This is a genomic window from Bacillus sp. 01N42_2 (assembly GCF_056399565.1).
The window spans coordinates 1-24,458 of record NZ_JBFTRO010000011.1 but is presented as its reverse complement, the minus strand read 5'-3'; the positions used below and the strand labels follow the sequence as shown (position 1 = coordinate 24,458).

The following is a 24,458-nucleotide window of genomic DNA, read 5'->3' as shown; positions in this document are numbered from 1 at the left end:
GGATTAACCGATGTCACTTGCCTTTATCAATCACAGACTATTCTTTCGTTACTGCGTCACGTTCAACGTCTGGAGATGCTGTTTCTTCCGGCGCTTCATCACCTGATAATGCAAGGCCGTCAGCTTGTTTCGCATCTTCCTCGTCTTCTAGATCTCTCATTTCTATTTCTTCTTCATCGCCTGAAAGGATTTTCACGTCCATACCTAAGCTTTGAAGCTCTTTGATCAATACTTTGAATGATTCCGGAACACCAGGCTCTGGAACATTGTCGCCTTTGACGATGGCTTCATATGTTTTCACACGTCCGACCACGTCATCGGACTTCACAGTCAGGATTTCTTGAAGCGTGTAAGCTGCGCCGTAAGCTTCAAGCGCCCAAACCTCCATCTCACCGAAACGCTGTCCGCCGAATTGGGCTTTACCGCCGAGAGGCTGCTGCGTAACAAGTGAGTAAGGACCTGTAGAACGGGCATGAAGTTTATCATCAACCATGTGTGCCAGTTTGATCATGTACATGATTCCGACAGATACACGGTTGTCGAACGGTTCTCCCGTACGGCCGTCATAAAGGACTGTTTTAGCGTCTCTTGACATGCCTGCTTCTTCAAGTGTTTCCCACACATCTTCTTCACGCGCGCCGTCAAATACAGGTGACGCGATGTGAATGCCGAGGTAGCGGGCAGCCATACCCATGTGAAGTTCTAATACCTGACCGATATTCATACGTGATGGTACACCCAGCGGGTTAAGCATGATATCGATCGGCGTGCCGTCAGGAAGGTAAGGCATATCTTCTTCAGGAAGAATCTTCGAGATAACCCCTTTGTTTCCGTGACGTCCGGCCATTTTATCACCTTCAGAAATCTTACGTTTCTGAACGATATATACGCGTACAAGCTGGTTCACTCCCGGAGGAAGTTCGTCTCCGTCTTCACGGTTGAAGACTTTTACGTCGTGGATAATTCCGCCGCCGCCATGAGGCACACGGAGGGAAGTATCACGGACTTCACGCGCTTTTTCTCCAAAGATTGCGTGCAGAAGGCGTTCTTCAGCCGTAAGCTCAGTTACACCTTTAGGCGTTACTTTACCCACGAGAAGGTCTCCGTCGTTGACTTCCGCGCCGATACGGATAATTCCGCGGTCATCAAGGTTGCGAAGCGCGTCTTCCCCTACGTTTGGAATATCGCGGGTGATCTCTTCCGGTCCAAGCTTTGTATCACGTGCTTCTGATTCATATTCTTCAATGTGAATAGATGTGTATACATCATCTTTCACAAGGCGTTCACTCATGATGATGGCATCCTCATAGTTGTAGCCATCCCATGTCATGAAGCCGACCATTACGTTGCGGCCGAGAGCAAGTTCACCAAGCTCCATTGAAGGGCCGTCAGCAAGGATTTCTCCTTTTACTACTTCATCGCCGACACTGACGATCGGACGCTGGTTGTAGCACGTACCTTGGTTGGAGCGGACAAATTTCAGCAAGCTGTACTTATCCAGGTTGCCTTTTACTTTTTGCCCGTCAATTTCTTCATAGCGGCGCACCCATACGTTTTTCGCTTCCACCCGTTCAACGATACCAGGGTGTTTACAAATAACGGCTGCACCGGAGTCTTTACCGGATACGTATTCCATACCCGTTCCGACGATCGGAGCTTCCGGCTGCATCAAAGGCACAGCCTGACGCTGCATGTTCGCTCCCATAAGGGCACGGTTCGAGTCATCGTTTTCCAAGAACGGAATACATGCTGTCGCAGCAGATACAACCTGTTTAGGAGATACGTCCATGTAATCCACGCGGTTGCGGGCTACAACGGTGTTTTCCCCTCTGAAACGGGCTACGATGCTGTCATCCAAGAAAGAACCGTCATCGCTCAGCTTAGCGTTCGCTTGGGCTACGACATAGTTATCCTCTTCATCAGCAGTCAGGTAGTCGATTCTAGGCGTTACTTTTCCTGTTTCAGGATCAACGCGGCGGTATGGCGTCTCAATGAAACCAAAGCGGTTTACTTTCGCAAATGATGACAATGAGTTGATCAAACCGATGTTCGGGCCCTCAGGCGTTTCGATCGGACACATACGGCCATAGTGAGAGTAGTGAACGTCACGTACTTCCATACCTGCACGCTCACGCGTCAAACCGCCCGGTCCGAGAGCTGACAGACGGCGTTTGTGCGTCAATTCAGCAAGCGGGTTCGTCTGGTCCATGAATTGAGAAAGCTGTGAGCTTCCGAAGAACTCTTTAATAGACGCAATAACAGGTCTGATGTTAATCAGCTGCTGCGGCGTGATTGTATTTGTGTCTTGAATAGACATTCTTTCACGTACGACACGTTCCATCCGGCTTAAACCGATACGGAATTGGTTTTGCAGGAGCTCACCTACAGAACGCAGGCGGCGGTTTCCGAGATGGTCGATATCATCAGTGTCGCCCACTCCGTGCAGCAGGTTGAAGAAGTAGCTGATAGAAGAAATAATATCAGCAGGCGTAATGTTTTTAATCGCCTCTTCAATGTAAGCATTGCCGATCACATTGATCGTCTGCTCTCCTTCTGCATCAGTAGGAGCATAGATTTTAATGGATTGAAGCATCACTTCATCCTCGACAACGCCGCCGTTAGGATAAAGTTTTCTGAAGCCGATTCCATTTTCTAAGTATGGCAATACTTTATCAAGTGTTCTTCTGTCAAGAATCTGCCCTTTTTCAGCGAGGATTTCACCTGTTTCAGGATCCACCAGTGTTTCTGCAAGGCGCTGGTTAAACAGACGGTTCTTGATATGAAGCTTTTTATTAATTTTATAGCGTCCTACATTCGCAAGGTCGTATCGCTTAGGATCAAAGAAACGGGAATCCAGCAAACTTTTTGCGTTTTCTACTGTAGGCGGCTCTCCCGGACGAAGGCGCTCATAGATTTCAAGAAGCGCTTTGTCACTGTTTTCAGTGTTGTCCTTATCCAGTGTATTGCGGAGATATTCGTTCTCACCAATGAGATCGAGAATCTCTTGGTCGGAACCGAAGCCGAGAGCACGCAAAAGAACCGTAACCGGCAACTTACGTGTGCGATCAATGCGGACATACACAACATCTTTCGCATCAGTTTCGTATTCTAACCATGCGCCACGGTTTGGAATGACAGTCGCGGTAAAACCTTTCTTACCGTTTTTGTCTACTTTACCACTGAAATATACACTTGGAGACCGAACAAGCTGAGATACGATAACACGTTCTGCACCGTTGATGATAAAAGTACCGGTATCTGTCATAATAGGGAAATCACCCATGAAGACATCCTGGTCTTTTACCTCTCCAGTTTCTTTGTTAATTAAACGAACCTTCACTCTTAGCGGAGCTGAGTAAGTCACATCACGTTCTTTTGACTCTTCAACGGGATACTTAGGATCTCCTAAACTGTAGTCAATGAACTCAAGAGAGAGGTTACCAGTGAAATCCTCAATTGGTGATATGTCTTGAAACATCTCTCTAAGACCCTCATCAAGAAACCACTGATAAGAAGAGGTTTGAATTTCAATGAGATTTGGTAATTCTAACACTTCGCTAATGCGAGCATAGCTTCTGCGCTGGCGGTGTCGTCCATACTGAACTAGTTGACCTGTCAACTGATTCACCCCTCAAATCATGCGTATTATATGTGTAATAAGCATTCCTTACGATGAAGAAATACTTTTACAAGACAAAAGAAAAAAGGGTTTCTAATTAAGAAAACCACATCCAAAAACAAATACCGATTTTATTAGCATTTCCATGTTTGTATAATTTATACATGCACTATGATTATTCAGCATATCATGCAAAATATATACATTGGCATTTTACAATATTAACATAGCTGAAAATTCAAGTCAAACTTTTTTTGCTTTTATGATATAATAGCCTTTCTTTTTTTGAACGATGGAAACTTCGTCAAAAAGCTCCTTCAGTTTTTCAATGGCAGAAGGCCCGCCCTGTTTTTTCTGTATAACGATCCACAACTCACCTGAAGCCCTTAAATGCTCAGCGCTTTTTTCAAAAATGGCATGGACAACTTTTTTTCCGGCGCGGATTGGGGGGTTTGTAATAATAGAAGCAAATGTTTGAGCAGAATCAATATTTGAAAATAAATCACTCTGATAAATCCGAACGTTTTTTATTCCGTTTTTTTCTGCATTTTCATTTGACAGCTCTACGGCTCTTTCATTCACGTCAATCATGTGCACGGTCCGGTCTGTAAATTCACCGGCGAGCGACAGACCGATCGGGCCGTAGCCGCAGCCTGCATCCAGGAAGTCACCATCAACCTCAGGCTCTTCAAACGCTTCAATTAAGACACGCGAACCGAAATCAACTTCCTTTTTTGAGAAAACGCCGCTGTCACTTGTGAATGTATAAGATCTGTTCCGCAGTGTAAATGACCATGTCTGTTTATCGCTTTTGACTGAAGGTTTTTCTGAATAATAGTGTTCACTCATTATTAGAACCTCCTTTTTTAATGGCGCTTAAAGAAAAGCAAAGAAAAAGCCCGCCTCATAAAAGCGAGCTTCCCCTACAGGCAAGTGAAGATTACTTAACTTCTACAGAAGCGCCAACTTCTTCAAGTTTAGCTTTAAGCTCTTCAGCTTCTTCTTTCGCAATACCTTCTTTAAGTGGTTTTGGAGTGTTGTCAACAAGTTCTTTAGCTTCTTTCAAGCCAAGACCAGTGATTTCACGAACAACTTTGATAACTTTGATTTTCTGAGCACCTGCACCAGCAAGGATAAGGTCGAATTCGCTTTGCTCTTCAGCAGCGCCGCCAGCAGCAGCTCCGCCAGCTACAGCTACAGGAGCAGCAGCAGTTACGCCAAATTCTTCTTCGATTGCTTTTACTAGGTCGTTCAATTCAAGTACAGTTGCTTCTTTAACGGAAGCAATGATTTCTTCGATATTTAAAGCCATTTGAAATTCCTCCATTTGTTTTATTTTAGGGTAAAATCAGATTAAGCGCCTTGTTCTTCCTTTTGGTCTGCAACTGCTTTAGCTGCAAGTGCAAGGTTGCGAACTGGAGCTTGAAGTACGCTAAGCAACATAGAAAGTAAGCCATCGCGTGAAGGAAGTTCAGCAAGAGCTTTCACTTCTTCAACAGAAGATACTTTACCTTCGATAACGCCCGCTTTGATTTCCAGAGCTTCGTGGTTTTTCGCGAACTCGTTAAGAACTTTCGCCGGAGCGACAACATCTTCAGTACTGAATGCGATCGCATTCGGTCCAGTTAAGACATCATTCAAACCATCAAGTTCAGCTTGTTCAACCGCACGGCGAGTCATTGTGTTTTTGTACACTTTGAACTCTACGTTAGCTTCGCGAAGCTGTTTACGGAGTTCAGTTACTTCAGAAACGTTAAGTCCGCGGTAGTCAACGATGATCGTTGATTTGCTTTCTTTCAGTTTAGAAGCAATCTCTTCAACAACAACTTTTTTTGTATCAATTGCGCTGCTCATGGTTACACCTCCTGTAGATTTTGTGTAACACTTATACCGCTAGGTGATCACGACTGTGACGACGATTTCATATAAAAAGCCTCCATGTGGACATGGAGGCTGTATATACAAGCATACGTAACGTAATAGCTGTGATATATATACACCTCGGCAGGATATTAAGCCTCAGCGGCCCCTGCTGTCTACGGTATAAATGACATATTATATTTTACAACATTTTGAATCATATCAGAATGCTGATCTAAAGTCAAATATTATTTTACGTTGAAAGTTGAAGCGTCTACTTTGACACCAGGTCCCATAGTAGATGTTACAGCAACGTTTTTCACGTAAACGCCTTTAGCTGCAGCAGGTTTAGCTTTCAGGATTGTATCGTACATTGTTGTGAAGTTCTCAACAAGTTTTTCATCCTCGAAAGAAACTTTACCGATAGGAACATGAATGTTGCCAGCTTTATCAGCACGGTATTCAACTTTACCAGCTTTGATTTCGCCGATTGCTTTTTCAACTTCGAAAGTAACTGTACCAGTTTTAGGGTTTGGCATTAAACCTTTTGGTCCAAGTACACGACCGATTTTACCAACCTCACCCATCATGTCAGGTGTAGCTACGATTACATCGAAATCGAACCAGCCTTGTTGAATTTTGTTGATGTAGTCAGTATCGCCAACGAAATCTGCACCAGCAGCTTCAGCTTCTTTTGCTTTTTCGCCTTTAGCGAATACAAGCACGCGCTGAGTTTTACCAGTTCCGTTTGGAAGCACGACTGCTCCGCGGATTTGCTGATCGTTTTTACGAGTGTCAACCCCTAAACGGAAAGCAACTTCAACTGTAGCGTCGAATTTAGCTGTGTTTGTTTTTTTAGTAAGCGCCACTGCTTCAGCGACGTCGTAAGCTTTTGCACGGTCTACAAGCTTCGCAGCTTCAACGTACTTTTTACCTTTTTTAGCCATTTTAAAATTTCCTCCTTATGTGGTTATAGCGGAATAACCTCCCACGAATAAGGGTTGCGAACTTGTGAAAACTCGCAACCCGACAAGAAACAAATTAATCCTCGATAACGATACCCATACTGCGGGCAGTACCTTCAACCATGCGCATTGCCGCTTCAACGTCTGCTGCGTTTAAGTCAGGCATTTTCGTTTCAGCGATTTCGCGAACCTTATCGCGCTTAACGGTTGCCACTTTATTACGGTTTGGTTCACCAGAACCAGACTCAATTCCAGCTGCTTTTTTAAGCAATACTGCAGCAGGCGGAGTTTTTGTAATAAATGTAAATGAACGGTCTTCGTAAACCGAAATTTCAACAGGAATGATTAAACCAGCTTGGTCAGCTGTACGAGCGTTAAACTCCTTACAGAATCCCATGATATTTACACCGGCTTGACCTAGTGCAGGTCCAACTGGCGGCGCTGGGTTAGCTTTTCCAGCAGGAATTTGCAATTTTACAACTTTTACTACTTTTTTAGCCACGAGACACACCTCCTTAAGTCCGTGATGTGGTAATAGGGTAAACCCTCCCACTCAAGGTTTCATTCTTTATATGAATGACGAAATATCAAGCTAGCTGCCTTGGATTAGTCCAAGACGTACCTTTGCTATATTATCATTAATATATAGCAATTTCAAGTTTTTTCACATTACAATTTGTCGATCTGGGTAAATTCCAGTTCAACCGGCGTTTCACGGCCGAACATGTTAACGAATACCTTCACTTTGCTCTTATCATAATCAATCTCTTCAATTGATCCTGTAAAGTTGGCGAATGGCCCGTCTATGACTTTGACTGTCTCATTCAATTCAAAATCAATGTCGGTTTTCCGCTCATCCATGCCCATCCGTTTTAAAATGGTTTCCGCTTCGCCAGGAAGAAGCGGAGTCGGCTTTGAGCCTGAACCGGCTGATCCGACGAAACCGGTAACGCCCGGCGTGTTGCGGACTACATACCAAGAATCATCAGTCATGACGATTTCAACAAGCACATAACCCGGGAACACTTTCTTTTTGACTACTTTTTTCTTGCCGTTCTTAATATCAGTCTCTTCTTCTTCAGGAACGACCACGCGGAAAATTTTATCCTGCATTCCCATTGATTCCACACGTTTTTCAAGGTTTGCTTTTACTTTGTTTTCATAACCGGAATACGTATGAACAACATACCAATTCTTTTCCATTCTATCAGGACTCTGCAGTCCTTCCCTCCCCGCATTTAAAAATGAAGTGTAAAACAAAAAATAGGCTCAGAGCCTATGAATCCTTTTTTCAACACAATAAAAAACCCGCTGAACGGGTTTTGGCAAACGATATTATGATCTATTATAGCACGTATTGCTGATCATTATTCAACTATTAAACGAATTAATTGAGAAATTCCTGTATCAAGGAGGGCAAAAAAGATAACAAAAAAGATAACCGTTGAAATCACCGTGATCGTATAGCGCGTTAACTCTTTGCCTTTAGGCCAGCTAACCTTTTTCATTTCTTTCCCAACATCTTTAAAGAAACTCATCATGCGCATGTAAAAGACCTCCACAATTTAAAAAGCGAACACTATTTTGTTTCTAAATGAGCTGTATGTGAATTGCAAGTGCTGCAGTACTTCTTAACTTCTAACCGCTCAGCCGCTGATGCAGAGCTTTTCATTGTCGTATAATTACGATTTCCGCATGTTTTGCATGCCAGCGTAATCTTTTTTCTCATGTCGATACACCTTTTCCTAAATAGACATTCATTTATCTTAATAAAATAGCACAGTCAGAAAAATTCTGTCAATATGACATAGAAACCCGCTACAGGCTGATTTCTCTTATTTCTAAATACTTCTCAAGCTTGCGCTTCACGCGCTGCAGGGCATTATCAATTGATTTTACGTGTCGGTTTAAGTCATCTGAAATTTCTTGGTAACTTCTTCCGTCCAAGTACAAAACAAGCACCTTTCTCTCCAGATCGCTAAGCAGTTCTCCCATTTTCATCTCAATATCATCGAATTCTTCCTGATTAATAATCATTTCTTCAGGGTTTAACGTTTTTGCGCCTGAAATGACATCAAGCAGTGTTCTGTCTGATTCTTCATCAAAAATTGGCTTGTCTAAAGAAACATAAGAATTTAAAGGAATGTGTTTCTGACGGGTAGCTGTCTTTATTGCGGTAATAATCTGGCGGGTAATGCATAATTCTGCAAAAGCTTTGAATGAAGTAAGCTTGTCCTCCCTAAAGTCTCGGATAGACTTATATAAGCCTATCATCCCTTCCTGTACAATATCTTCTCTGTCGGCCCCTATTAAAAAATAAGACCTGGCTTTCGCCCGTACAAAATTACGGTACTTCGTAATCAAGTAATCTAACGCATCACTATCCCCAACATGAACCTTTTCAATGACCTGCTCGTCCTCCAACTGGCAAAACTGCACTTTGTTGAATTTTCCCTTGCTGTTCTGTAGATTCACTGCGATCCCCCCGGCGCACGTAGATAGAAATATTATACATTAATGGGCGAAAAAGCGTCAACCTAATCCAGGCCGCCGCGCCGCCACTTTTCAAACGTTTTCAAAACCTCTTCGGACAGCTCGATTTTACCCGGGGGTTTTTCGGAAGTGATCTTTGAAACCCGTCTTTGAATCCGGCGTTCTATCGCATCCACTTCCCTCAGCAGCTCCCGGGCGGATTTACGTAGAGCCCCTTGTCCGAAAATCGCCCACTGCTCCGTGTAATCAGAGGTTGCGACATGAATCTGTGTCGCAATATTATTCAGCGCCTGTGCAAGCTTCTCAATCCGCTCATCCGCCGTTTCATTCTCCCGTGTGAAAATCACTTCGACTCTGTGATTCGTGTGTTTTTTCTCTATGCCTTTTACCAGATGTGCGTCAAACACCACAATGACTTTAATTCCCGTGTACGACTGATACTCCGCCATCTTCTGAATCAGCACATCTCTCGCTTCTTCAAAACTGTTCGCTTTTAAATCCTTTAGCTGCGGCCAAGCTCCTATCATGTTGTATCCGTCTACTAATAGGATGTCCATTTGTCTTTATTCCCCTAAAGGATTGCGTTTCCGATAGACTTCATACATCAGAAGGCCGGCCGCTACCGATGCATTCAGAGACGTGACTTTTCCGGCCATCGGAAGTTTAATGAGAAAATCACATTTCTCTTTCACAAGACGGCCCATTCCTTTGCCTTCGCTTCCGATAACGAGCGCCAAAGGCATGTTGCCGTCCATAGAGCGGTAGTCTTCCCGGGCGGATGCATCCGTTCCCACGACCCAAATGCCCCGCTCCTTCATTTCATCAAGTGTCCGGGCAAGATTGGTCACCTTCACGACGGGAATATGTTCAATGGCACCGGTCGATGCTTTTGCGACCGTCGAAGTCAGTCCGACCGCTCTGCGTTTCGGAATCACGATGCCGTGCGCGCCGACAGCGTCAGCCGTTCTCATGATGGAACCGAGATTATGAGGGTCTTCCAGCTCGTCCAATATGAGAAAGAAAGGCTGTTCGTTTCTCTGTTCCGCTCTTTTATATAATTCGTCTAATTGTGCATATTCATATGCCGCCACCTGAGCGACAACTCCCTGATGCTGCCCCTCCACCATCTGATCGAGTTTTTTTCTCGGCACAAATTGAATGGTGACGCCGCGCTTTTTAGCAAGCTCCATAACTTGCTGCGCCTGTCCTTTTACTGTGTTTTCCGCCATCCATAACTTATAGAGTTTGCGATCCGACTTTAACGTCTCAATTACCGCGTTTTTTCCTATGACGTAATCATGTTGCTGACTCATTTGTTTTCCTCCCTGACGTCCCGACTTGTATAGCTTCTGTAATCAGCTGATTCAGTCTTTCTTCTCTTTTCTCAAGAAAAAGATATCCGAGCAAAGCCTCAAAAGCTGTACTATGGCGGTACGTCTGTACATCTGTGTTTTTAGGCGTCGTCCCTGATTTCGCGTTTCTTCCCCTTCTCACCACGGCTTCCTCTTCCTCCGTGAAAAAGGATTCTTCCTGAAGGCGGAACAGAATGTCTGCCTGTGATTTTGCCGATACGATCCGGCTCGCCTTCTTATGAAGGTCATTCGGTTTCGTATGGCCCTGCTTAAGCAGGTGATGCCGGACATATATTTCAAAAATGGCATCACCCATATAAGCGAGCGCAAGACCGTTTAACTGCTTTGAATCTTTGATTTGTTCAAATTGAAGCATCCGCTTACTCTCCCCGCTTCCAGCGAGTTCCCTGAGCCGTATCTTCAAGAATGATATTCATGCTTTTCAGCTGATCGCGAATTAGGTCTGACAAAGCAAAATCGCGATTGCGGCGGGCTTCATTTCTCTTCTCGATCAATTCTTCAATCTCTTCATCGACAAGCTCTTCTTCGCCGAGCGTAAGTCCGAGAACGGATCCGATTCGGTCAAACATGCTGATGAAGGCTTTAATGACGTGATCCGCCGTATTGTCCTCCTGCATGTAGTAGTTGGCAAGCTTCGCCAAATCAAACCAAACGGAAATCGCATTCGCCGTATTAAAATCATCATCCATCGCTTCTTCAAATGCAGCGCGGTGCTCTTCGATTTTAGCGAGCCATTCATCATCATTGTCAGTCAGATTCGTGCTGCTAATCAAACGATGGTTTAAATTACTGTAGGCCGTCTTCAGGCGGTTAAACGCGTTTTTTGTTTTCTCAAGCAGCTCTTCCGAATAGTTGATCGGGTGGCGGTAATGAACGGACAGCATGAAAAATCTCAAAAGCTGCGGGTCATACTGCTTAATGATATCGTGCACCAAAACAAAGTTGCCGAGCGATTTTGACATTTTTTCATTATCTATATTGATGTAACCGTTGTGAAGCCAGTATTTTGCGAATGTCTTGCCTGTTAATGCTTCAGATTGGGCGATTTCGTTCTCATGGTGCGGGAATGTCAGGTCCTGACCGCCGGCATGAATATCGATTTCGTCACCCAAATATTTTTTCACCATTGCGGAGCATTCAATGTGCCAGCCCGGGCGGCCTTTTCCCCAAGGGCTATCCCATGAAATTTCTCCGTCTTTGGCGGCTTTCCAAAGAGCAAAGTCCAGCGCATCCTCTTTCTTCTCACCGACACGGATACGAGCGCCCGATCTGAGTTCATCAATTGATTGCTGTGAAAGCTTGCCGTAGCCTTCGAAGGCTCTTGTTTTGAAATAGACGTCGCCTTCCGATTCATAAGCGTAGCCTTTTTTAATCAGCTCGCTGACAAATTCAATAATGGCGTCCATGTTCTCCATGACTCTAGGGTGAAGATCCGCTTTCCGGCATCCGAGGGCGCCCACATCTTCAAAATAAGCTTTAATAAACCGTTCAGAAACGGTCGGAACGTCCTCACCGAGCTCATTGGCCGCCTTAATCAATTTGTCATCAACATCAGTGAAATTCGATACGTATTGAACATCGTATCCTTTATACTCCAAATAGTTGCGTACGGTATCATACACAATCGCCGGACGGGCATTTCCGATATGAATATAGTTGTATACAGTCGGTCCGCACACGTACATTTTTACTTTTCCTTCCTCAAGAGGAACGAATGTTTCCTTTTTCCGTGTCAATGTATTATAAAGTGTAATGGTCATTTTTGGTTGATCCTTTCTTTTTTATCTTCCAGTTCAGCCTGCAGCTCAAAAATCTGCTGCTCCAATGCTCTTAACCGGTCAGCAACCGGATCGGGCAAGTCTTGGTGATTGAGATCGCGTTTGATCTTTCTTCCGTTCTGAATGACGACTTTTCCAGGTATGCCGACAACGGTTGAAAAGTCGGGAACATCACGCAGCACAACGGAGCCGGCCCCTACTTTAGAGCCTTGCCCGACTGTTATAGAGCCGAGCACCTTCGCCCCCGTTGCAATTAAAGCATCATCTTTAATGGTCGGATGCCGCTTTCCCTTTTCTTTTCCCGTTCCCCCGAGAGTGACACCTTGGAATACCGTCACGTTATTGCCGATTTCACATGTTTCCCCTATGACGACCCCCATACCGTGATCAATGAAAAACCTTCTCCCGATGGTCGCGCCGGGATGGATTTCGATTCCGGTAAAGAAACGGGCAATCTGTGATATCAGGCGCGCAAGGAAGAAAAATCTCCGTTTATATAAAGCATGTGCAATCCGATGCGCCCATATAGCATGTAAACCAGAATAAGTTAAAACAACTTCAAAATAGCTTCTTGCTGCCGGATCTTGATCGAACACTGTATCTATGTCTTCTTTTAGCATTTTAAAAAACACATGCTTCCCCCCATTCTCTCCCCGCTCCAGTCTGTTTTTCCGCCTATAAAAAAAGCGCCTCTGCATGTAAACATGACAGAGACGCTTTTACCGCGCGGTTCCACTCTGTTTGAAAAACAAAACGCTGTTTTCCCAACTTTAAAGCCGGTAACGGCGGCGGCCGCCTTTAAATACTGATTTCCGCAGAAATGTTCTTCAAAGGTCTTAAGGGCGCACTTCTAAAACATAACGCATGAATCTCTCTCAGCCGATGAAGATTCTTTCTGTAATGGTCATTGTTTTATACTCTTCCCTGTCAACAATCGTATATTTAAATGCTTTTCAGGCGTTTTACGGCTGTTTCTCTGCCGATCAGCTCAATAGCCTGCGGAAGCTCCGGACCGTGCGTCTGGCCGGTAACTGCTACACGAATCGGCATGAATAGCTTTTTGCCTTTATGGCCTGTTTCTTTCTGAACGGCTTTAATTGAGGCTTTGATCTGCTCTGGCGTGAATTCTTCAAGCTCTTCAAGCTTCGCAGCAAATGCGCTGAGCACTTCAGGCACCTGTTCTTCCGCCAGAACGGCTTTTGCCTCTTGATTATACTCGATTTCATCATTAAAGAACAAATCAGTCAGCTCGACAATTTCAGCACCGTAGCTCAATTGCTCATGGTAAAGAGAGATTAACTTACGCACCCATTCCCGCTCTTCGGCAGAAAGCTCAGTGCCGACTTTTCCTGCTTTTTGCAGGTGAGGCAGGGTCAGTTCAACAACTTGATCAAGATCCAGCGCTTTGACATATTGGTTGTTGACCCATTTCAGTTTATGCATATCAAACAGAGCCGGTGACTTAGATAAACGATTCACATCAAAAATTTCAATAAATTGTTCTCTTGTGAAGAGCTCTTCTTCACCGACAGGAGACCAGCCGAGAAGTCCGATAAAGTTAAACAGCGCTTCAGGCAGGTAACCCAGCTCATCATACTGCTCAATAAACTGAATAATTGATTCATCACGTTTACTTAATTTTTTGCGGCTTTCATTCACGATAAGCGTCATATGTCCGAATTCAGGAATATCCCAGCCGAACGCCTGGAAAATCATGATTTGTTTCGGTGTATTTGAAATATGGTCCTCACCGCGGAGCACGTGCGTCATTTTCATTAGGTAATCGTCAATTGCGACGGCAAAGTTATACGTCGGTGTACCGTCTTTTTTAACGATGACGAAGTCGCCGATACCGTCTGATTCAAAAGAAATCTCGCCTTTTACGATATCGTTAAAAGTGATGATTTTTCCTTCCGGCACGCGGAAACGGATGCTCGGCTGTCTTCCTTCGGCTAAAAACTGCTCCTGCTCTTCCTGAGTCAGGTTTCTGTGTTTGCCTGAATAGCGCGGCATTTCCCCGCGGGCGATCTGCTCTTCACGTTCTTTCTCAAGTTCTTCTTCCGTACAGAAACATTTATAAGCAAGCCCTTTTTCAAGCAGCGCTTCATAGTACTCTTTGTAAATGTCATTCCGTTCAGACTGGCGGTACGGGCCGTATTCTCCGCCGACATCCACACTTTCATCCCAGTCTATGCCGAGCCATTTCAGATAGTTAAGCTGGCTTTGCTCTCCGCCTTCAATATTTCGCTTTTTGTCCGTATCCTCAATCCGGATAATAAACTTTCCGCCTTGGCTGCGGGCAAATAAATAGTTAAAAAGCGCCGTTCTGGCGTTACCGATATGCAAATGTCCGGTCGGACTCGGTGCATAGCGGACGCGTACTTCATTTCCCATGTTCAAATACTTCCTTTCATCTCGTCTGTAGCCTTTAGCCGAATATATGTATCTATTCTACCACCAAATAGACCGGGCATCAAAATAATGATCAGGCTTTTTGGATCAGAACGGTCGCCTGAGCGGCAATTCCTTCGGCTCTTCCGGTAAACCCGAGCTTTTCTGTCGTTGTTGCTTTTACATTTACTTGAGAGACGTCAGCCTCAAGGCCTTCCGCTATTCGTTTTCTCATCGCATCAATATGCGGCGCCATTTTCGGCTTTTGCGCAATAATCGTGCAGTCTATATTTCCGAGTACGTACCCTTTTTCTTTGACAATGTTCCAGACATGCTGAAGCAGCTTAAAAGAATCCGCATCCTTGAATTCCGGATCAGTATCCGGGAAATGCTTGCCGATATCTCCTTCACCCACCGCTCCGAGGCACGCATCTGCAACCGTGTGCAGCAATACATCCGCATCGGAATGCCCGAGCAGCCCTTTTTCATAAGGAATTTCAATTCCGCCGATGATAAGAGGACGGCCTTCCGTTAGTTGATGCACGTCAAATCCTTGTCCGATTCTAAACATTATGATTCCCACTTTCCGCTTTCATGATTGCTTCCGCTGATATCAGATCATCCGGCGTTGTCAGCTTAATATTGGTATAGCTGCCTTCAACGATACTCACCTGATAGCCATCAAGACGCTCAACGAGACTGGCGTCATCTGTACCTAAGAAGCCTTTGTTTTCCGCTTCCCTATGCGCCTTTTTCAATAAAGAAAGACGAAAAGCCTGCGGCGTTTGAACGGCCCACAAGCTTGAACGGTCAAAGGTCTCCGCAACCCGGGAGCCTTCCGCCCGTTTTATCGTGTCTTTCACAGGAACAGCCAGGACAGCCGCTCCCGTCTCTTCTGCTGTTTCAACGAGTTTATCGATATGCTGATGCGTGACAAACGGGCGCGCCCCGTCATGAACAAGGACGACGGACTCCTCATCAATCACTTTCAATCCTTCGTATACACTATGCTGACGCTCCGCTCCGCCGATGACAAGCTCAATTTCCGCTTTAACCGGAAACTGGGCAAACAGCTGGCGAAAATCTTCCCGTTCACTCTCGTTTATCACCAGGATTATTTTCTGACAAGGCGCGTGGCTTTCAAAAACCCGCAGTGTGTGTATAATAACAGGCGCACCCTTTAAGCCGATGAACAGCTTATTTTTCCCGGCTTTCATCCGTTTCCCTTGTCCGGCAGCCGGAATGACTACGACATACTCCATCATTAACTCCCTCTTAAAGAGCCTTCTCAAGCAGCTTAGGCTTGGCAAAAATCATTCGCCCCGCCGCTGTCTGCAGCACGCTGGTTACGAGCACATCAATATGTTTCCCTATATAATTGCGGCCTTCTTCCACAACGATCATTGTTCCGTCATCCAAGTAAGCCACACCTTGATTATGCTCTTTCCCGTCCTTAATCACCTGCACATTCATTTCTTCACCCGGGAGCACAACCGGCTTCACCGCGTTTGCAAGGTCATTAATATTCAGTACCGCAACCTTCTGAAGCTCACATACTTTATTTAAATTAAAATCATTCGTCACAACGACACCGGATGTCAGCTTCGCAAGTTTGACAAGCTTGCTGTCAACCTCTTGAATGTCTTCGAAGTCGCCTTCATAAATTTCAACCGTAATATCCAGTTCCTTTTGAATGCGATTCAAAATATCCAGTCCGCGGCGTCCTCTGTTGCGTTTTAAAACATCTGAAGAATCAGCGATATGCTGTAATTCCTCAAGCACAAATTGAGGAATGACAATGACTCCTTCTAAAAAGCCCGTCTGACAAATATCTGCAATTCTCCCATCAATAATAACACTTGTATCCAAGATTTTCAGCCTTTTCTCCTGTTCCTCCTGCTCCTCATCGGCACTTCCTTTTTTCTTCTGCATTCTTGCAGAAATGGAGAACAGACCGATCAGTTCATCCTTTTTCTTAAATCCGACCTGGAAGCCTAGGTAACCGAGAAAGAAAGCCAGAAAGACCGGGATGATGGTGCTAAATATACGGTACGGAATATTGTCCAGCGGAATCACGTTTACAATGAGATATGCGATGATAAGTCCAAAAACCAATCCGAGACTTCCGAATAACAGATCCGGCACCGGAGCTCTCAGCAAAGAATCTTCAATCCATTTCACCCAATTAATCACATATTCTGTCGTCCATATACTGATGAGAAAAAAGATAATAGCACCAATTGCAGCAGACGTATATGCGTTTGTTATTAAAGGTATGTCCTGTATATTTGACAGTACAAACAATTCAGGTATTAAAAAGATACCGACAACGCCGCCCACAATAATGAAGAACGCCTGAACTATTCGTTTTAACATACCTCCACCTCCTTTTAAGTAACATTTTTCAGCAGACTGTCAAAGCCTACAAATATCAGAATAAACAAAAACTAACAATAATATACCCGGATTCTGACAGGTTTAAGCGATACTTAAAGCTGTCTATCTATATAGTGTTTTTCTTGAAGACGTTTTAAACCTTTTTTGATTTTTTGGGCGCGCACCTCGCCGATGCCTTCAACATCATCCAGCTCTTCAACAGTGGCTTCCGTTATGCTTGGCAAAAATCCGAAGGCCTCAACCACATTTTCAACAATCGGCATCGGCAGACGCGGAATTTTATTCAGCAGTCTGTACCCTCTCGGCAGCACATAATCATCAAGGTTGGTAGAAGCGGGATATCCAAGCAGCTTAAACAGAATGGAATCATCAAGCAGATCATAGCTGGACATATCCTGAAGCTCTTTTAACAGCACGAACGGATCTTTGATTTTTTCTTTCACATAGTCTTTGATGAAAAGAGCCGCTTCTTCTTCCATATCCGTAATCAGCTCAATCACCTGCAGACGGATTAAGTGGCCTTCCGTTCCGAGTTCTTTAATATACATGTTGATTTCATTTTTTATACGGAGCACCATTTCATAGCGGTGCATGACGGACAGCACGTCACTGAATGTCACGAGCTCCTCAAACTCTAAAGCGTTTAAAGCCGTAATCGTTTTGTCTAAAATGGTTTTATACTTCTCAAGCGTTTGAATGGCCTGGTTTGCTTTTGTTAAAATAAATCCTATGTCCTTCAGTGTGTATTTCATGCTGTCCTGGTATAACGTAATAACATTTCTGCGTTCAGAAATGGCGATGACGAGACAGCCGGTCTGCTTCGCCACCCGTTCCGCCGTACGGTGCCTCATTCCCGTTTCTGAAGAAGAAATGGTCGCTTCCGGCATAAGCTGTGTATTCGCATAAAGAATTTTCTGGCCGGAATCGCTTAAAATAATGGCACCGTCCATTTTGGCCAGCTCGTATAGGTGAGCGGGCGCAAATGATGTATTAATATGAAAACCGCCATCCACGACTTGCTTTACCTTATCATTGTATCCGACAACAATCAGGCCGCCTGTATTTGCCCGAAGTACATTCTCTATCCCGGCTCTGAGCGGCGTGCCCGGTGCAACGAACTGCAGAATTGCAGACAGGTCAAGCTCTTGTTTCGCCCCTTTTTTCTCTTTTTCCATCTATTATGATCCTCCTAATGAAGTACGAAGCGCTTCTGCAACATTTGCTACTCCGACAACCTCAATCCCTTTTGGTATTGTCCATCCGCCTGCATTCGCCTCAGGTATGACCATACGCTTGAAGCCGAGTTTTGCCGCTTCTTTTACGCGCTGTTCGATTCTTGACACCCTGCGGACTTCTCCTGTCAGACCCACTTCACCGATAAAGCAATCTGCAGGATTCGGCGGTGTATCTCTGAAGCTTGAAGCAATGCTGACGGCTACTGCCAAATCAATCGCCGGTTCATCCAGTTTGACCCCGCCGGCGACTTTCAAGTACGCATCTTGATTTTGAAGCAATAGCCCCACCCGCTTCTCAAGCACAGCCATGATTAACGACACCCTGTTGTGGTCAATCCCTGTAGCCATGCGGCGCGGGTTTCCAAAGCTGGTCGGTGATATGAGCGCCTGAATTTCAACCAGGATCGGTCTCGTTCCTTCCATTGACGCAACGATACTCGAACCCGAAGCCCCGGCAGAACGCTCTTCCAAGAAAATTTCCGAAGGGTTCAGCACTTCTGTAAGCCCCTCTTCCCGCATTTCAAAGATGCCCATTTCATTTGTTGAGCCGAAACGGTTTTTTACAGCCCGCAAAATACGGAATGTATGGTGCCGCTCTCCTTCAAAGTATAGAACGGTATCGACCATATGCTCAAGCAATCTTGGCCCTGCGATCGATCCTTCTTTTGTGACGTGTCCGACGATAAAAATCGGAATGCCGTTTGTTTTCGCGATTTTCATCAATTCAGCCGTACACTCTCTTACTTGTGATACACTGCCGGGAGCTGAGGTAATGTCGCTTTGGTAAACGGTCTGAATGGAGTCTACGACAACAAATGCGGGTTTCATCTCTTGTATAGCAGACGAAATATACTCCATATCGGTTTCAGATAAAACATGTAACAATTGGCTGTTGATTCCAAGCCTGTCAGCGCGCAGCTTCGTTTGCTTCACGGATTCTTCCCCGGAAATGTAAAGCACGCTGCCGGCCGTGTCTGCTAATTGTGCGGATACTTGAAGAAGGAGCGTTGATTTCCCGATGCCGGGGTCGCCGCCGATTAATACTAACGAGCCCTTTACAACGCCGCCGCCAAGCACTCTGTTAAATTCTTCGAGCTTGGTTTGAACACGGGGTTCTTCTGATGTTTCAATTGATGTAATGGGTGATGGTTTCTGGACGGTTTGAACGGAGTGGGAGAAAGCCGCCCGCCGATTCGCCGGCGCTTTTTTGATGGTTTCTTCCACCATTGTATTCCAAGCCCCGCAGCCAGGGCATTTCCCCATCCATTTTGCGGATTCATAACCGCATGAGTGGCAGATGAATTTTGTTTTTGATTTAGCCATATATGCTGTAAAACCTCTTCCTTATCGTATATTTCTCTATATAACAAAGTGAGGCATACACTTGCTTACGTATGCCTCATGTTTGTCACTATATTAGTTCGTTTTAGCAGTTGTTTTTACGACAAATTCGCCGTCTTCAACATCAAGAACGATGTGCTGGCCCTTATCAATATTGCCTCTGAGAAGCTCTTCTGATAACCGGTCCTCCACATGCTTTTGAATCGCTCTTCTTAACGGACGTGCGCCGTATTCCAAATCGACGCCCTCGTCTGCTACTTTTGCTTTTGCAGCATCCGTCAGCTCTATAGAGAGATCTTGTTCTTTCAGACGTTTTGTTAACTGGTCAGACATAAGCGACACGATGTCTGTAAGATGTTTTTTCTCAAGAGAGTGGAAGACGATAATTTCGTCAATCCGGTTAATAAATTCAGGTCTGAAGGCACGCTTCAGCTCTCCCATGACTTTGTCTTTCATGTCTTTATGGTTTTGTGATTCATCCTGAACATTGAAACCCACATATTTGTTGCGTTTCAGCTCGCTCGCTCCGACGTTTGACGTCATAATCAGGATCGTGTTGCGGAAATCAACAGTGCGTCCTTTTGAATCAGTCAAGCGTCCGTCTTCAAGCACTTGCAGGAGAATGTTAAACACATCAGGATGCGCTTTTTCAATTTCATCAAGCAGTACGACAGAGTAAGGTTTTCTTCTCACTTTTTCCGTCAGCTGGCCGCCTTCATCATAGCCGACATATCCCGGAGGAGAACCGACAAGACGTGAAGTCGAATGTTTCTCCATATATTCGGACATATCCACTCTGATCATCGCTTCTTCATCACCGAAAATGGATTCCGCCAGCGCTCTTGCCAGCTCTGTCTTCCCTACGCCTGTAGGGCCTAAGAAGATGAATGAACCGATCGGACGTTTCGGATCCTTCAAACCGGCTCTTGCACGTCTGACAGCCTTCGCAACGGCTACAACGGCTTCATCCTGGCCAATGACGCGGGAGTGCAGAATGCTTTCCATATTGAGAAGCTTATCTGTTTCCGTTTGCGCAATTTTAGATACAGGCACCCCGGTCCAGCTGGATACCACCATTGCGATATCCTCTACAGAAACTTCGGAGTTCTCCTGGCCTTGTTTTTCTTTCCACGTTTTTTTCGTATCTTCCACCTGTTCTCTCAAGCGCTGCTCCGTATCACGAAGAGAAGCCGCTTTTTCAAACTCCTGGCTTTGAACGGCAGCGTCTTTTTCCTTGCGAACTTCATCGAGTTTCTGCTCAAGCTCTTTTAAGTTCGGAGGCGTTGTGAAGGAACGGAGACGCACTTTTGAACCGGCTTCATCAATTAAATCGATCGCTTTATCCGGAAGGAAGCGGTCAGAAATATAACGGTCAGACAATTTAACCGCCGCTTCGATCGCTTCATCGGTAATGGATACGCGGTGATGCGCTTCATAGCGGTCACGAAGGCCTTTTAAGATCTGAATGCTTTCATCGACTGACGGCTCATCCACCTGAATCGGCTGGAAGCGGCGCTCCAGAGCTGCGTCTTTTTCGATATATTTGCGGTATTCATCAAGTGTTGTCGCACCGATGCACTGAAGCTCTCCGCGAGCGAGTGAAGGTTTTAAAATATTCGACGCGTCAATCGCGCCTTCTGCTCCTCCAGCTCCGATCAGTGTGTGCAATTCGTCAATGAATAAAATGATATTGCCGGCCTGACGTATTTCATCCATTACTTTTTTCAAACGGTCTTCAAATTCTCCGCGGTATTTCGTGCCTGCTACAACCGTTCCCATGTCTAATGTCATTACGCGTTTATCACGTAAAATTTCCGGCACTTCATTATTGATGATCTGCTGTGCGAGACCTTCAGCAATCGCAGTTTTACCTACACCCGGTTCTCCAATAAGAACGGGATTATTCTTTGTTCTGCGGCTTAATACCTCAATAACACGCTGAATTTCTTTGCTTCGGCCGATAACCGGATCAAGGCTGTCTTCCCTCGCAATCGCGGTTAAATCACGCGCCAGACTGTCAAGCGTCGGCGTGTTTGCGCTGCTATTTGTTCCCGCTCCAGATGCCCCTGTCTCATTGCTTCCGAGAAGCTGCAGAACCTGCTGTCTCGCCTTATTGAGACTGACACCCAGATTATTCAGTACTCTCGCGGCGACTCCCTCACCTTCACGAATCAGCCCAAGAAGTATATGCTCTGTTCCTACATAAGAATGACCGAGCTTTCTGGCTTCATCCATTGATAGTTCTATTACCTTTTTGGCTCTAGGCGTGTAATGAGGGACAGAGGTGGTGCTTTCCTGCCCTCGGCCAATCAAACTTTCCACTTCTTTCTGCATTTTATCTGAATTGAGGCCAAGCGCTTCTAAAGCTTTAAATGCTATCCCTTCACCTTCACGGACTAACCCCAATAATATATGTTCAGTTCCGATATTTGTATGGCCTAAGCGCAGTGCTTCTTCCTGTGCCAGTGCCAATACCTTTTGAGCCCGCTCTGTAAATCTTCCAAACATCATATCGAATCATCCTCCTGTCTATTTGCACTCATTTCTAAATGCAGCCTTTCCCTGATAAGAGCCGCTCTTCTCACGTCTCTTTCGTTCGGCCGTAATGCGCCGCCCGAATATTGCTGGAGAAAACCGGGCTGTGTCAAAATCATCAGTTCATTAAGTATATTGCTTGATAGCCCTTTAATGATCCCCAGGTCTATCCCCAGCCGAACGTCAGAAAGGCATTTCGCCGTTTCCTTCGATTCAATCATTCGGCAGTTGGATAAAACTCCGTAAGATCTGAATACCCGGTCCTCTAATTCAATTTTCGAGGTTTGATAAAGCGCTTCTCGGGCTGAGCGTTCCTGCTCAATCAGCTGGGCAGCCACACTGTTCAAATCATCGACGATATCCTGTTCTGATTTTCCAAGTGTGATTTGATTTGAAATTTGAAAGATATTTCCTAATGCTTCGCTGCCTTCCCCGTAAATTCCTCTAACAACTAAACCTAATTGGTTAATTGCCGGTATAATTCGATTCAATTGCCTAGTTAGTACAAGACCCGGCAAATGCATCATGACCGAAGCCCTTAGTCCCGTCCCTACATTTGTAGGACAGCTTGTTAAGTATCCTCTCTTCTCCCCAAAAGCGTAATCCACTTTCTCCTCAATCCAGTCATCAACCTGGTTTGCCGCTTTTATGGCGTTGAGAAGCTGGAAGCCGGGGAAGAGACATTGAATTCTGATATGATCTTCTTCATTTAACATAATGCTGACTTCTTCATTTTCAGAAAGCAGACAGCCGCCAAACGGTGATTCCGTTAAATTCGGGCTGATCAGATGCTTTTCCATCAGCACCCGTTTTTCCAAGGGCTGAGCTTCACTCATTCTGATTAAATGAAATTGACCGATATCAGGCAGTTCTTTCCCTGAAAAATGATCTTCGAATTGCTGAATAATGGATGAGGCTTCTTCATTCGTATACCGGGCAGGAAACTTTATATTTTCAAAGTTTCTGGCCAACCGTATACGGCTGCTGAGTACAATGTCACTTTCAGGCCCCTTTTGCTTCATCCAATTGCTTAATGCGTCCTGAATAAAATGCTTGAGCGACATTACCCTTGTTCCTCCTCACTATCTGTGCCTTTTAATTTCTGCTCTAACGACCGGATCTGATCCCTGACCTGCGCCGCCTTTTCAAACTCTTCCTGGTGTATTAAAGATTCAAGTTCCTTTTTTAACATTTCCATTTGCCGTCTTACATGCAAGTTTCCGCCTATGCGTTTCGGAATTTTCCCGGCATGCACCGTATTCCCGCTGTGGACTTTTCGCAAGATCGGCGTAATTTGGCTGTGAAATGTATCGTAACACTCCGCACAGCCGAACCGCCCTGTTTTTCTCAGCTGTTGAAACGTCATGCCGCATTTCTTACAGGCCGTGCCTTGCTCTGAATAGCCGAACATTTGAGAACCCGTGTTTTGAAATGAAGACTCCATATTCAGCAGCCCTGATAATAAATTATGAATCGAGAACCCTTGGTTTCCACTTATACCGTATGAATCACTATTTTCTTTTGCACATTGTTCACAAATATGAACTTCTTGCTTTTCTCCATTAACAACTTTCGTAAAGTGAAAAGTGGCCGGTCTCTCATTGCACTCTTGACAAATCAATCTTTTCACCCGCTTACTTTAGTTTTAAAGATGTGAGCATCGCCTTCATCATTCTGGCTCTTAGTTCATCCCGTTCAGGCAAATCAATATATAGAACTGAACGATCCATTACACTCACCATCATTTTAGCTTCTCTTTCCGAAATAACCCCGTCCTCTAACAGTCTGAGAATAATGTCATCAGAGGCTGCCTGGGACAAGTGGGTATGAATCTGCGAAATAATATTATTGATGAGGACGACTTCGTTATTCATTTTAACTTTGATAATACGAATATAACCGCCGCCTCCCCGTTTACTTTCAACAATATATCCTCTTTCGCTTGTGAATCTGGTGTTGATGACATAATTTATTTGGGAAGGAACACACTGAAATTTATCAGCAATTTCACTGCGTTTGATCTCTAAAATTTCTTTGCCATTTTGATCTAATACTTGTTTTAAGTACTGTTCAATGATGTCAGAAATATTATGTCCCACTCAACCCCCTCCTTTATTGACTTTGACTATATTTGACTTTAATCTTACTATAAGGTGTTTCGCAAAATTTTTCAACTGTATCGCTCTATCTCTATTATTTCCACTTTGCACAAGCATAAAACCTGCTTTTACAAAAAGGTATATCGTTACTTTTCTCATATTATATAACGTATGCAGAAAAACACAAAAAAGACAGCTCATGATGAGCTGTCTTTACCTTTATATCGCTTGGCGGCGTCCTACTCTCACAGGGGGAAACCCCCGACTACCATCGGCGCTGAAGAGCTTAACTTCCGTGTTCGGCATGGGAACGGGTGTGACCTCTTCGCTATCGCCACCAAACCATTGAGAGTGTTCTCTCAAAACTAGATA

The 24,458-nt window shown here is 44.8% G+C and carries 25 protein-coding genes, 1 rRNA gene and 2 other annotated features; all 26 genes read right to left on the bottom strand.

Translation table 11 applies throughout. The features are described from left to right. Positions 1 to 37: 37 nt before the first annotated feature. Positions 38 to 3,619: a DNA-directed RNA polymerase subunit beta gene (gene rpoB, locus AC1DN5_RS18110; protein WP_003156440.1), complete on the bottom strand. Its 3,582-nt coding sequence runs from the start codon at positions 3,617 to 3,619 to the stop codon at positions 38 to 40. A gap of 243 nt (positions 3,620 to 3,862) precedes the next feature. Then, positions 3,863 to 4,468 carry a class I SAM-dependent methyltransferase gene (locus AC1DN5_RS18105; protein WP_327816231.1) on the bottom strand — a complete coding sequence of 202 codons (606 nt, stop codon included), beginning with the start codon at positions 4,466 to 4,468 and terminating at the stop codon, positions 3,863 to 3,865. Positions 4,469 to 4,559: 91 nt separating this feature from the next. After that, complete coding sequence (gene rplL, locus AC1DN5_RS18100) at positions 4,560 to 4,931, bottom strand: 50S ribosomal protein L7/L12 (RefSeq protein ID WP_045927006.1); 372 nt, start codon at positions 4,929 to 4,931, stop codon at positions 4,560 to 4,562. A gap of 41 nt (positions 4,932 to 4,972) precedes the next feature. Next, positions 4,973 to 5,473 (bottom strand): 50S ribosomal protein L10, encoded by a 501-nt coding sequence (gene rplJ, locus AC1DN5_RS18095; RefSeq protein ID WP_003156433.1) that lies wholly within the window; start codon positions 5,471 to 5,473, stop codon positions 4,973 to 4,975. Between the two features lie 63 nt (positions 5,474 to 5,536). Further along, positions 5,537 to 5,679: a sequence feature (ribosomal protein L10 leader region), on the bottom strand. 48 nt (positions 5,680 to 5,727) lie between these two features. Then, the gene (gene rplA / locus AC1DN5_RS18090; protein WP_016935907.1) at positions 5,728 to 6,426 is read right to left on the bottom strand and encodes a 50S ribosomal protein L1; all 699 of its coding nucleotides are present in this window, start codon (positions 6,424 to 6,426) and stop codon (positions 5,728 to 5,730) included. Positions 6,427 to 6,520: 94 nt separating this feature from the next. After that, positions 6,521 to 6,946: a 50S ribosomal protein L11 gene (gene rplK / locus AC1DN5_RS18085; RefSeq protein ID WP_003156430.1), complete on the bottom strand. Its 426-nt coding sequence runs from the start codon at positions 6,944 to 6,946 to the stop codon at positions 6,521 to 6,523. 167 nt (positions 6,947 to 7,113) lie between these two features. Next, positions 7,114 to 7,647 (bottom strand): transcription termination/antitermination protein NusG, encoded by a 534-nt coding sequence (gene nusG / locus AC1DN5_RS18080; protein ID WP_003156423.1) that lies wholly within the window; start codon positions 7,645 to 7,647, stop codon positions 7,114 to 7,116. A 164-nt stretch (positions 7,648 to 7,811) separates the two neighbouring features. Then, positions 7,812 to 7,991 (bottom strand): preprotein translocase subunit SecE, encoded by a 180-nt coding sequence (secE, locus tag AC1DN5_RS18075; RefSeq protein ID WP_003156422.1) that lies wholly within the window; start codon positions 7,989 to 7,991, stop codon positions 7,812 to 7,814. A 32-nt stretch (positions 7,992 to 8,023) separates the two neighbouring features. Beyond that, complete coding sequence (gene rpmG / locus AC1DN5_RS18070) at positions 8,024 to 8,173, bottom strand: 50S ribosomal protein L33 (RefSeq protein ID WP_003156421.1); 150 nt, start codon at positions 8,171 to 8,173, stop codon at positions 8,024 to 8,026. Between the two features lie 89 nt (positions 8,174 to 8,262). Further along, positions 8,263 to 8,919, bottom strand: a complete 657-nt coding sequence (gene sigH, locus AC1DN5_RS18065) for an RNA polymerase sporulation sigma factor SigH (protein WP_003156415.1) — start codon at positions 8,917 to 8,919, stop codon at positions 8,263 to 8,265. A 62-nt stretch (positions 8,920 to 8,981) separates the two neighbouring features. Beyond that, positions 8,982 to 9,494, bottom strand: coding sequence for a ribosome-dependent mRNA decay endonuclease Rae1/YacP (rae1, locus tag AC1DN5_RS18060; RefSeq protein WP_013350802.1), 513 nt, complete (start codon positions 9,492 to 9,494; stop codon positions 8,982 to 8,984). 6 nt (positions 9,495 to 9,500) lie between these two features. Then, positions 9,501 to 10,250: a 23S rRNA (guanosine(2251)-2'-O)-methyltransferase RlmB gene (gene rlmB, locus AC1DN5_RS18055; protein ID WP_016935908.1), complete on the bottom strand. Its 750-nt coding sequence runs from the start codon at positions 10,248 to 10,250 to the stop codon at positions 9,501 to 9,503. Then, positions 10,234 to 10,665 carry a Mini-ribonuclease 3 gene (locus AC1DN5_RS18050; protein WP_016935909.1) on the bottom strand — a complete coding sequence of 144 codons (432 nt, stop codon included), beginning with the start codon at positions 10,663 to 10,665 and terminating at the stop codon, positions 10,234 to 10,236. Before AC1DN5_RS18050 ends, rlmB begins: the two co-directional genes overlap by 17 nt. A 4-nt stretch (positions 10,666 to 10,669) precedes the next feature. After that, positions 10,670 to 12,070, bottom strand: coding sequence for a cysteine--tRNA ligase (gene cysS / locus AC1DN5_RS18045; RefSeq protein WP_366970187.1), 1,401 nt, complete (start codon positions 12,068 to 12,070; stop codon positions 10,670 to 10,672). Beyond that, positions 12,067 to 12,720, bottom strand: a complete 654-nt coding sequence (cysE, locus tag AC1DN5_RS18040; RefSeq protein ID WP_007410393.1) for a serine O-acetyltransferase — start codon at positions 12,718 to 12,720, stop codon at positions 12,067 to 12,069. The genes cysS and cysE overlap by 4 nt, the downstream gene beginning before the upstream one ends. A 74-nt stretch (positions 12,721 to 12,794) precedes the next feature. Further along, positions 12,795 to 13,028, bottom strand: a binding site (T-box leader). Between the two features lie 2 nt (positions 13,029 to 13,030). After that, positions 13,031 to 14,482 carry a glutamate--tRNA ligase gene (gltX, locus tag AC1DN5_RS18035; protein WP_016935911.1) on the bottom strand — a complete coding sequence of 484 codons (1,452 nt, stop codon included), beginning with the start codon at positions 14,480 to 14,482 and terminating at the stop codon, positions 13,031 to 13,033. Positions 14,483 to 14,573: 91 nt separating this feature from the next. Then, complete coding sequence (gene ispF, locus AC1DN5_RS18030; RefSeq protein WP_016935912.1) at positions 14,574 to 15,050, bottom strand: 2-C-methyl-D-erythritol 2,4-cyclodiphosphate synthase; 477 nt, start codon at positions 15,048 to 15,050, stop codon at positions 14,574 to 14,576. Further along, the gene (gene ispD, locus AC1DN5_RS18025; protein ID WP_366970189.1) at positions 15,043 to 15,741 is read right to left on the bottom strand and encodes a 2-C-methyl-D-erythritol 4-phosphate cytidylyltransferase; all 699 of its coding nucleotides are present in this window, start codon (positions 15,739 to 15,741) and stop codon (positions 15,043 to 15,045) included. The genes ispF and ispD overlap by 8 nt, the downstream gene beginning before the upstream one ends. A gap of 13 nt (positions 15,742 to 15,754) precedes the next feature. After that, positions 15,755 to 16,855 (bottom strand): PIN/TRAM domain-containing protein, encoded by a 1,101-nt coding sequence (locus tag AC1DN5_RS18020; protein ID WP_016935914.1) that lies wholly within the window; start codon positions 16,853 to 16,855, stop codon positions 15,755 to 15,757. A gap of 113 nt (positions 16,856 to 16,968) precedes the next feature. Next, the gene (gene disA, locus AC1DN5_RS18015; RefSeq protein WP_003156401.1) at positions 16,969 to 18,051 is read right to left on the bottom strand and encodes a DNA integrity scanning diadenylate cyclase DisA; all 1,083 of its coding nucleotides are present in this window, start codon (positions 18,049 to 18,051) and stop codon (positions 16,969 to 16,971) included. Positions 18,052 to 18,054: 3 nt separating this feature from the next. Further along, positions 18,055 to 19,434: a DNA repair protein RadA gene (radA, locus tag AC1DN5_RS18010; protein WP_016935915.1), complete on the bottom strand. Its 1,380-nt coding sequence runs from the start codon at positions 19,432 to 19,434 to the stop codon at positions 18,055 to 18,057. 93 nt (positions 19,435 to 19,527) lie between these two features. Beyond that, entirely contained in the window at positions 19,528 to 21,963 is a 2,436-nt protein-coding gene (clpC, locus tag AC1DN5_RS18005; protein WP_016935916.1) for an ATP-dependent protease ATP-binding subunit ClpC, read from the bottom strand. Beyond that, positions 21,960 to 23,051, bottom strand: coding sequence for a protein arginine kinase (locus AC1DN5_RS18000; protein WP_016935917.1), 1,092 nt, complete (start codon positions 23,049 to 23,051; stop codon positions 21,960 to 21,962). Before AC1DN5_RS18000 ends, clpC begins: the two co-directional genes overlap by 4 nt. Beyond that, the gene (locus tag AC1DN5_RS17995; protein ID WP_016935918.1) at positions 23,051 to 23,608 is read right to left on the bottom strand and encodes a UvrB/UvrC motif-containing protein; all 558 of its coding nucleotides are present in this window, start codon (positions 23,606 to 23,608) and stop codon (positions 23,051 to 23,053) included. The genes AC1DN5_RS18000 and AC1DN5_RS17995 overlap by 1 nt, the downstream gene beginning before the upstream one ends. Before the next feature lie 13 nt (positions 23,609 to 23,621). Next, positions 23,622 to 24,086, bottom strand: coding sequence for a transcriptional regulator CtsR (gene ctsR / locus AC1DN5_RS17990; RefSeq protein WP_016935919.1), 465 nt, complete (start codon positions 24,084 to 24,086; stop codon positions 23,622 to 23,624). 226 nt (positions 24,087 to 24,312) lie between these two features. Further along, positions 24,313 to 24,428, bottom strand: a 5S ribosomal RNA gene (rrf, locus tag AC1DN5_RS17985). Positions 24,429 to 24,458 lie beyond the last annotated feature (30 nt).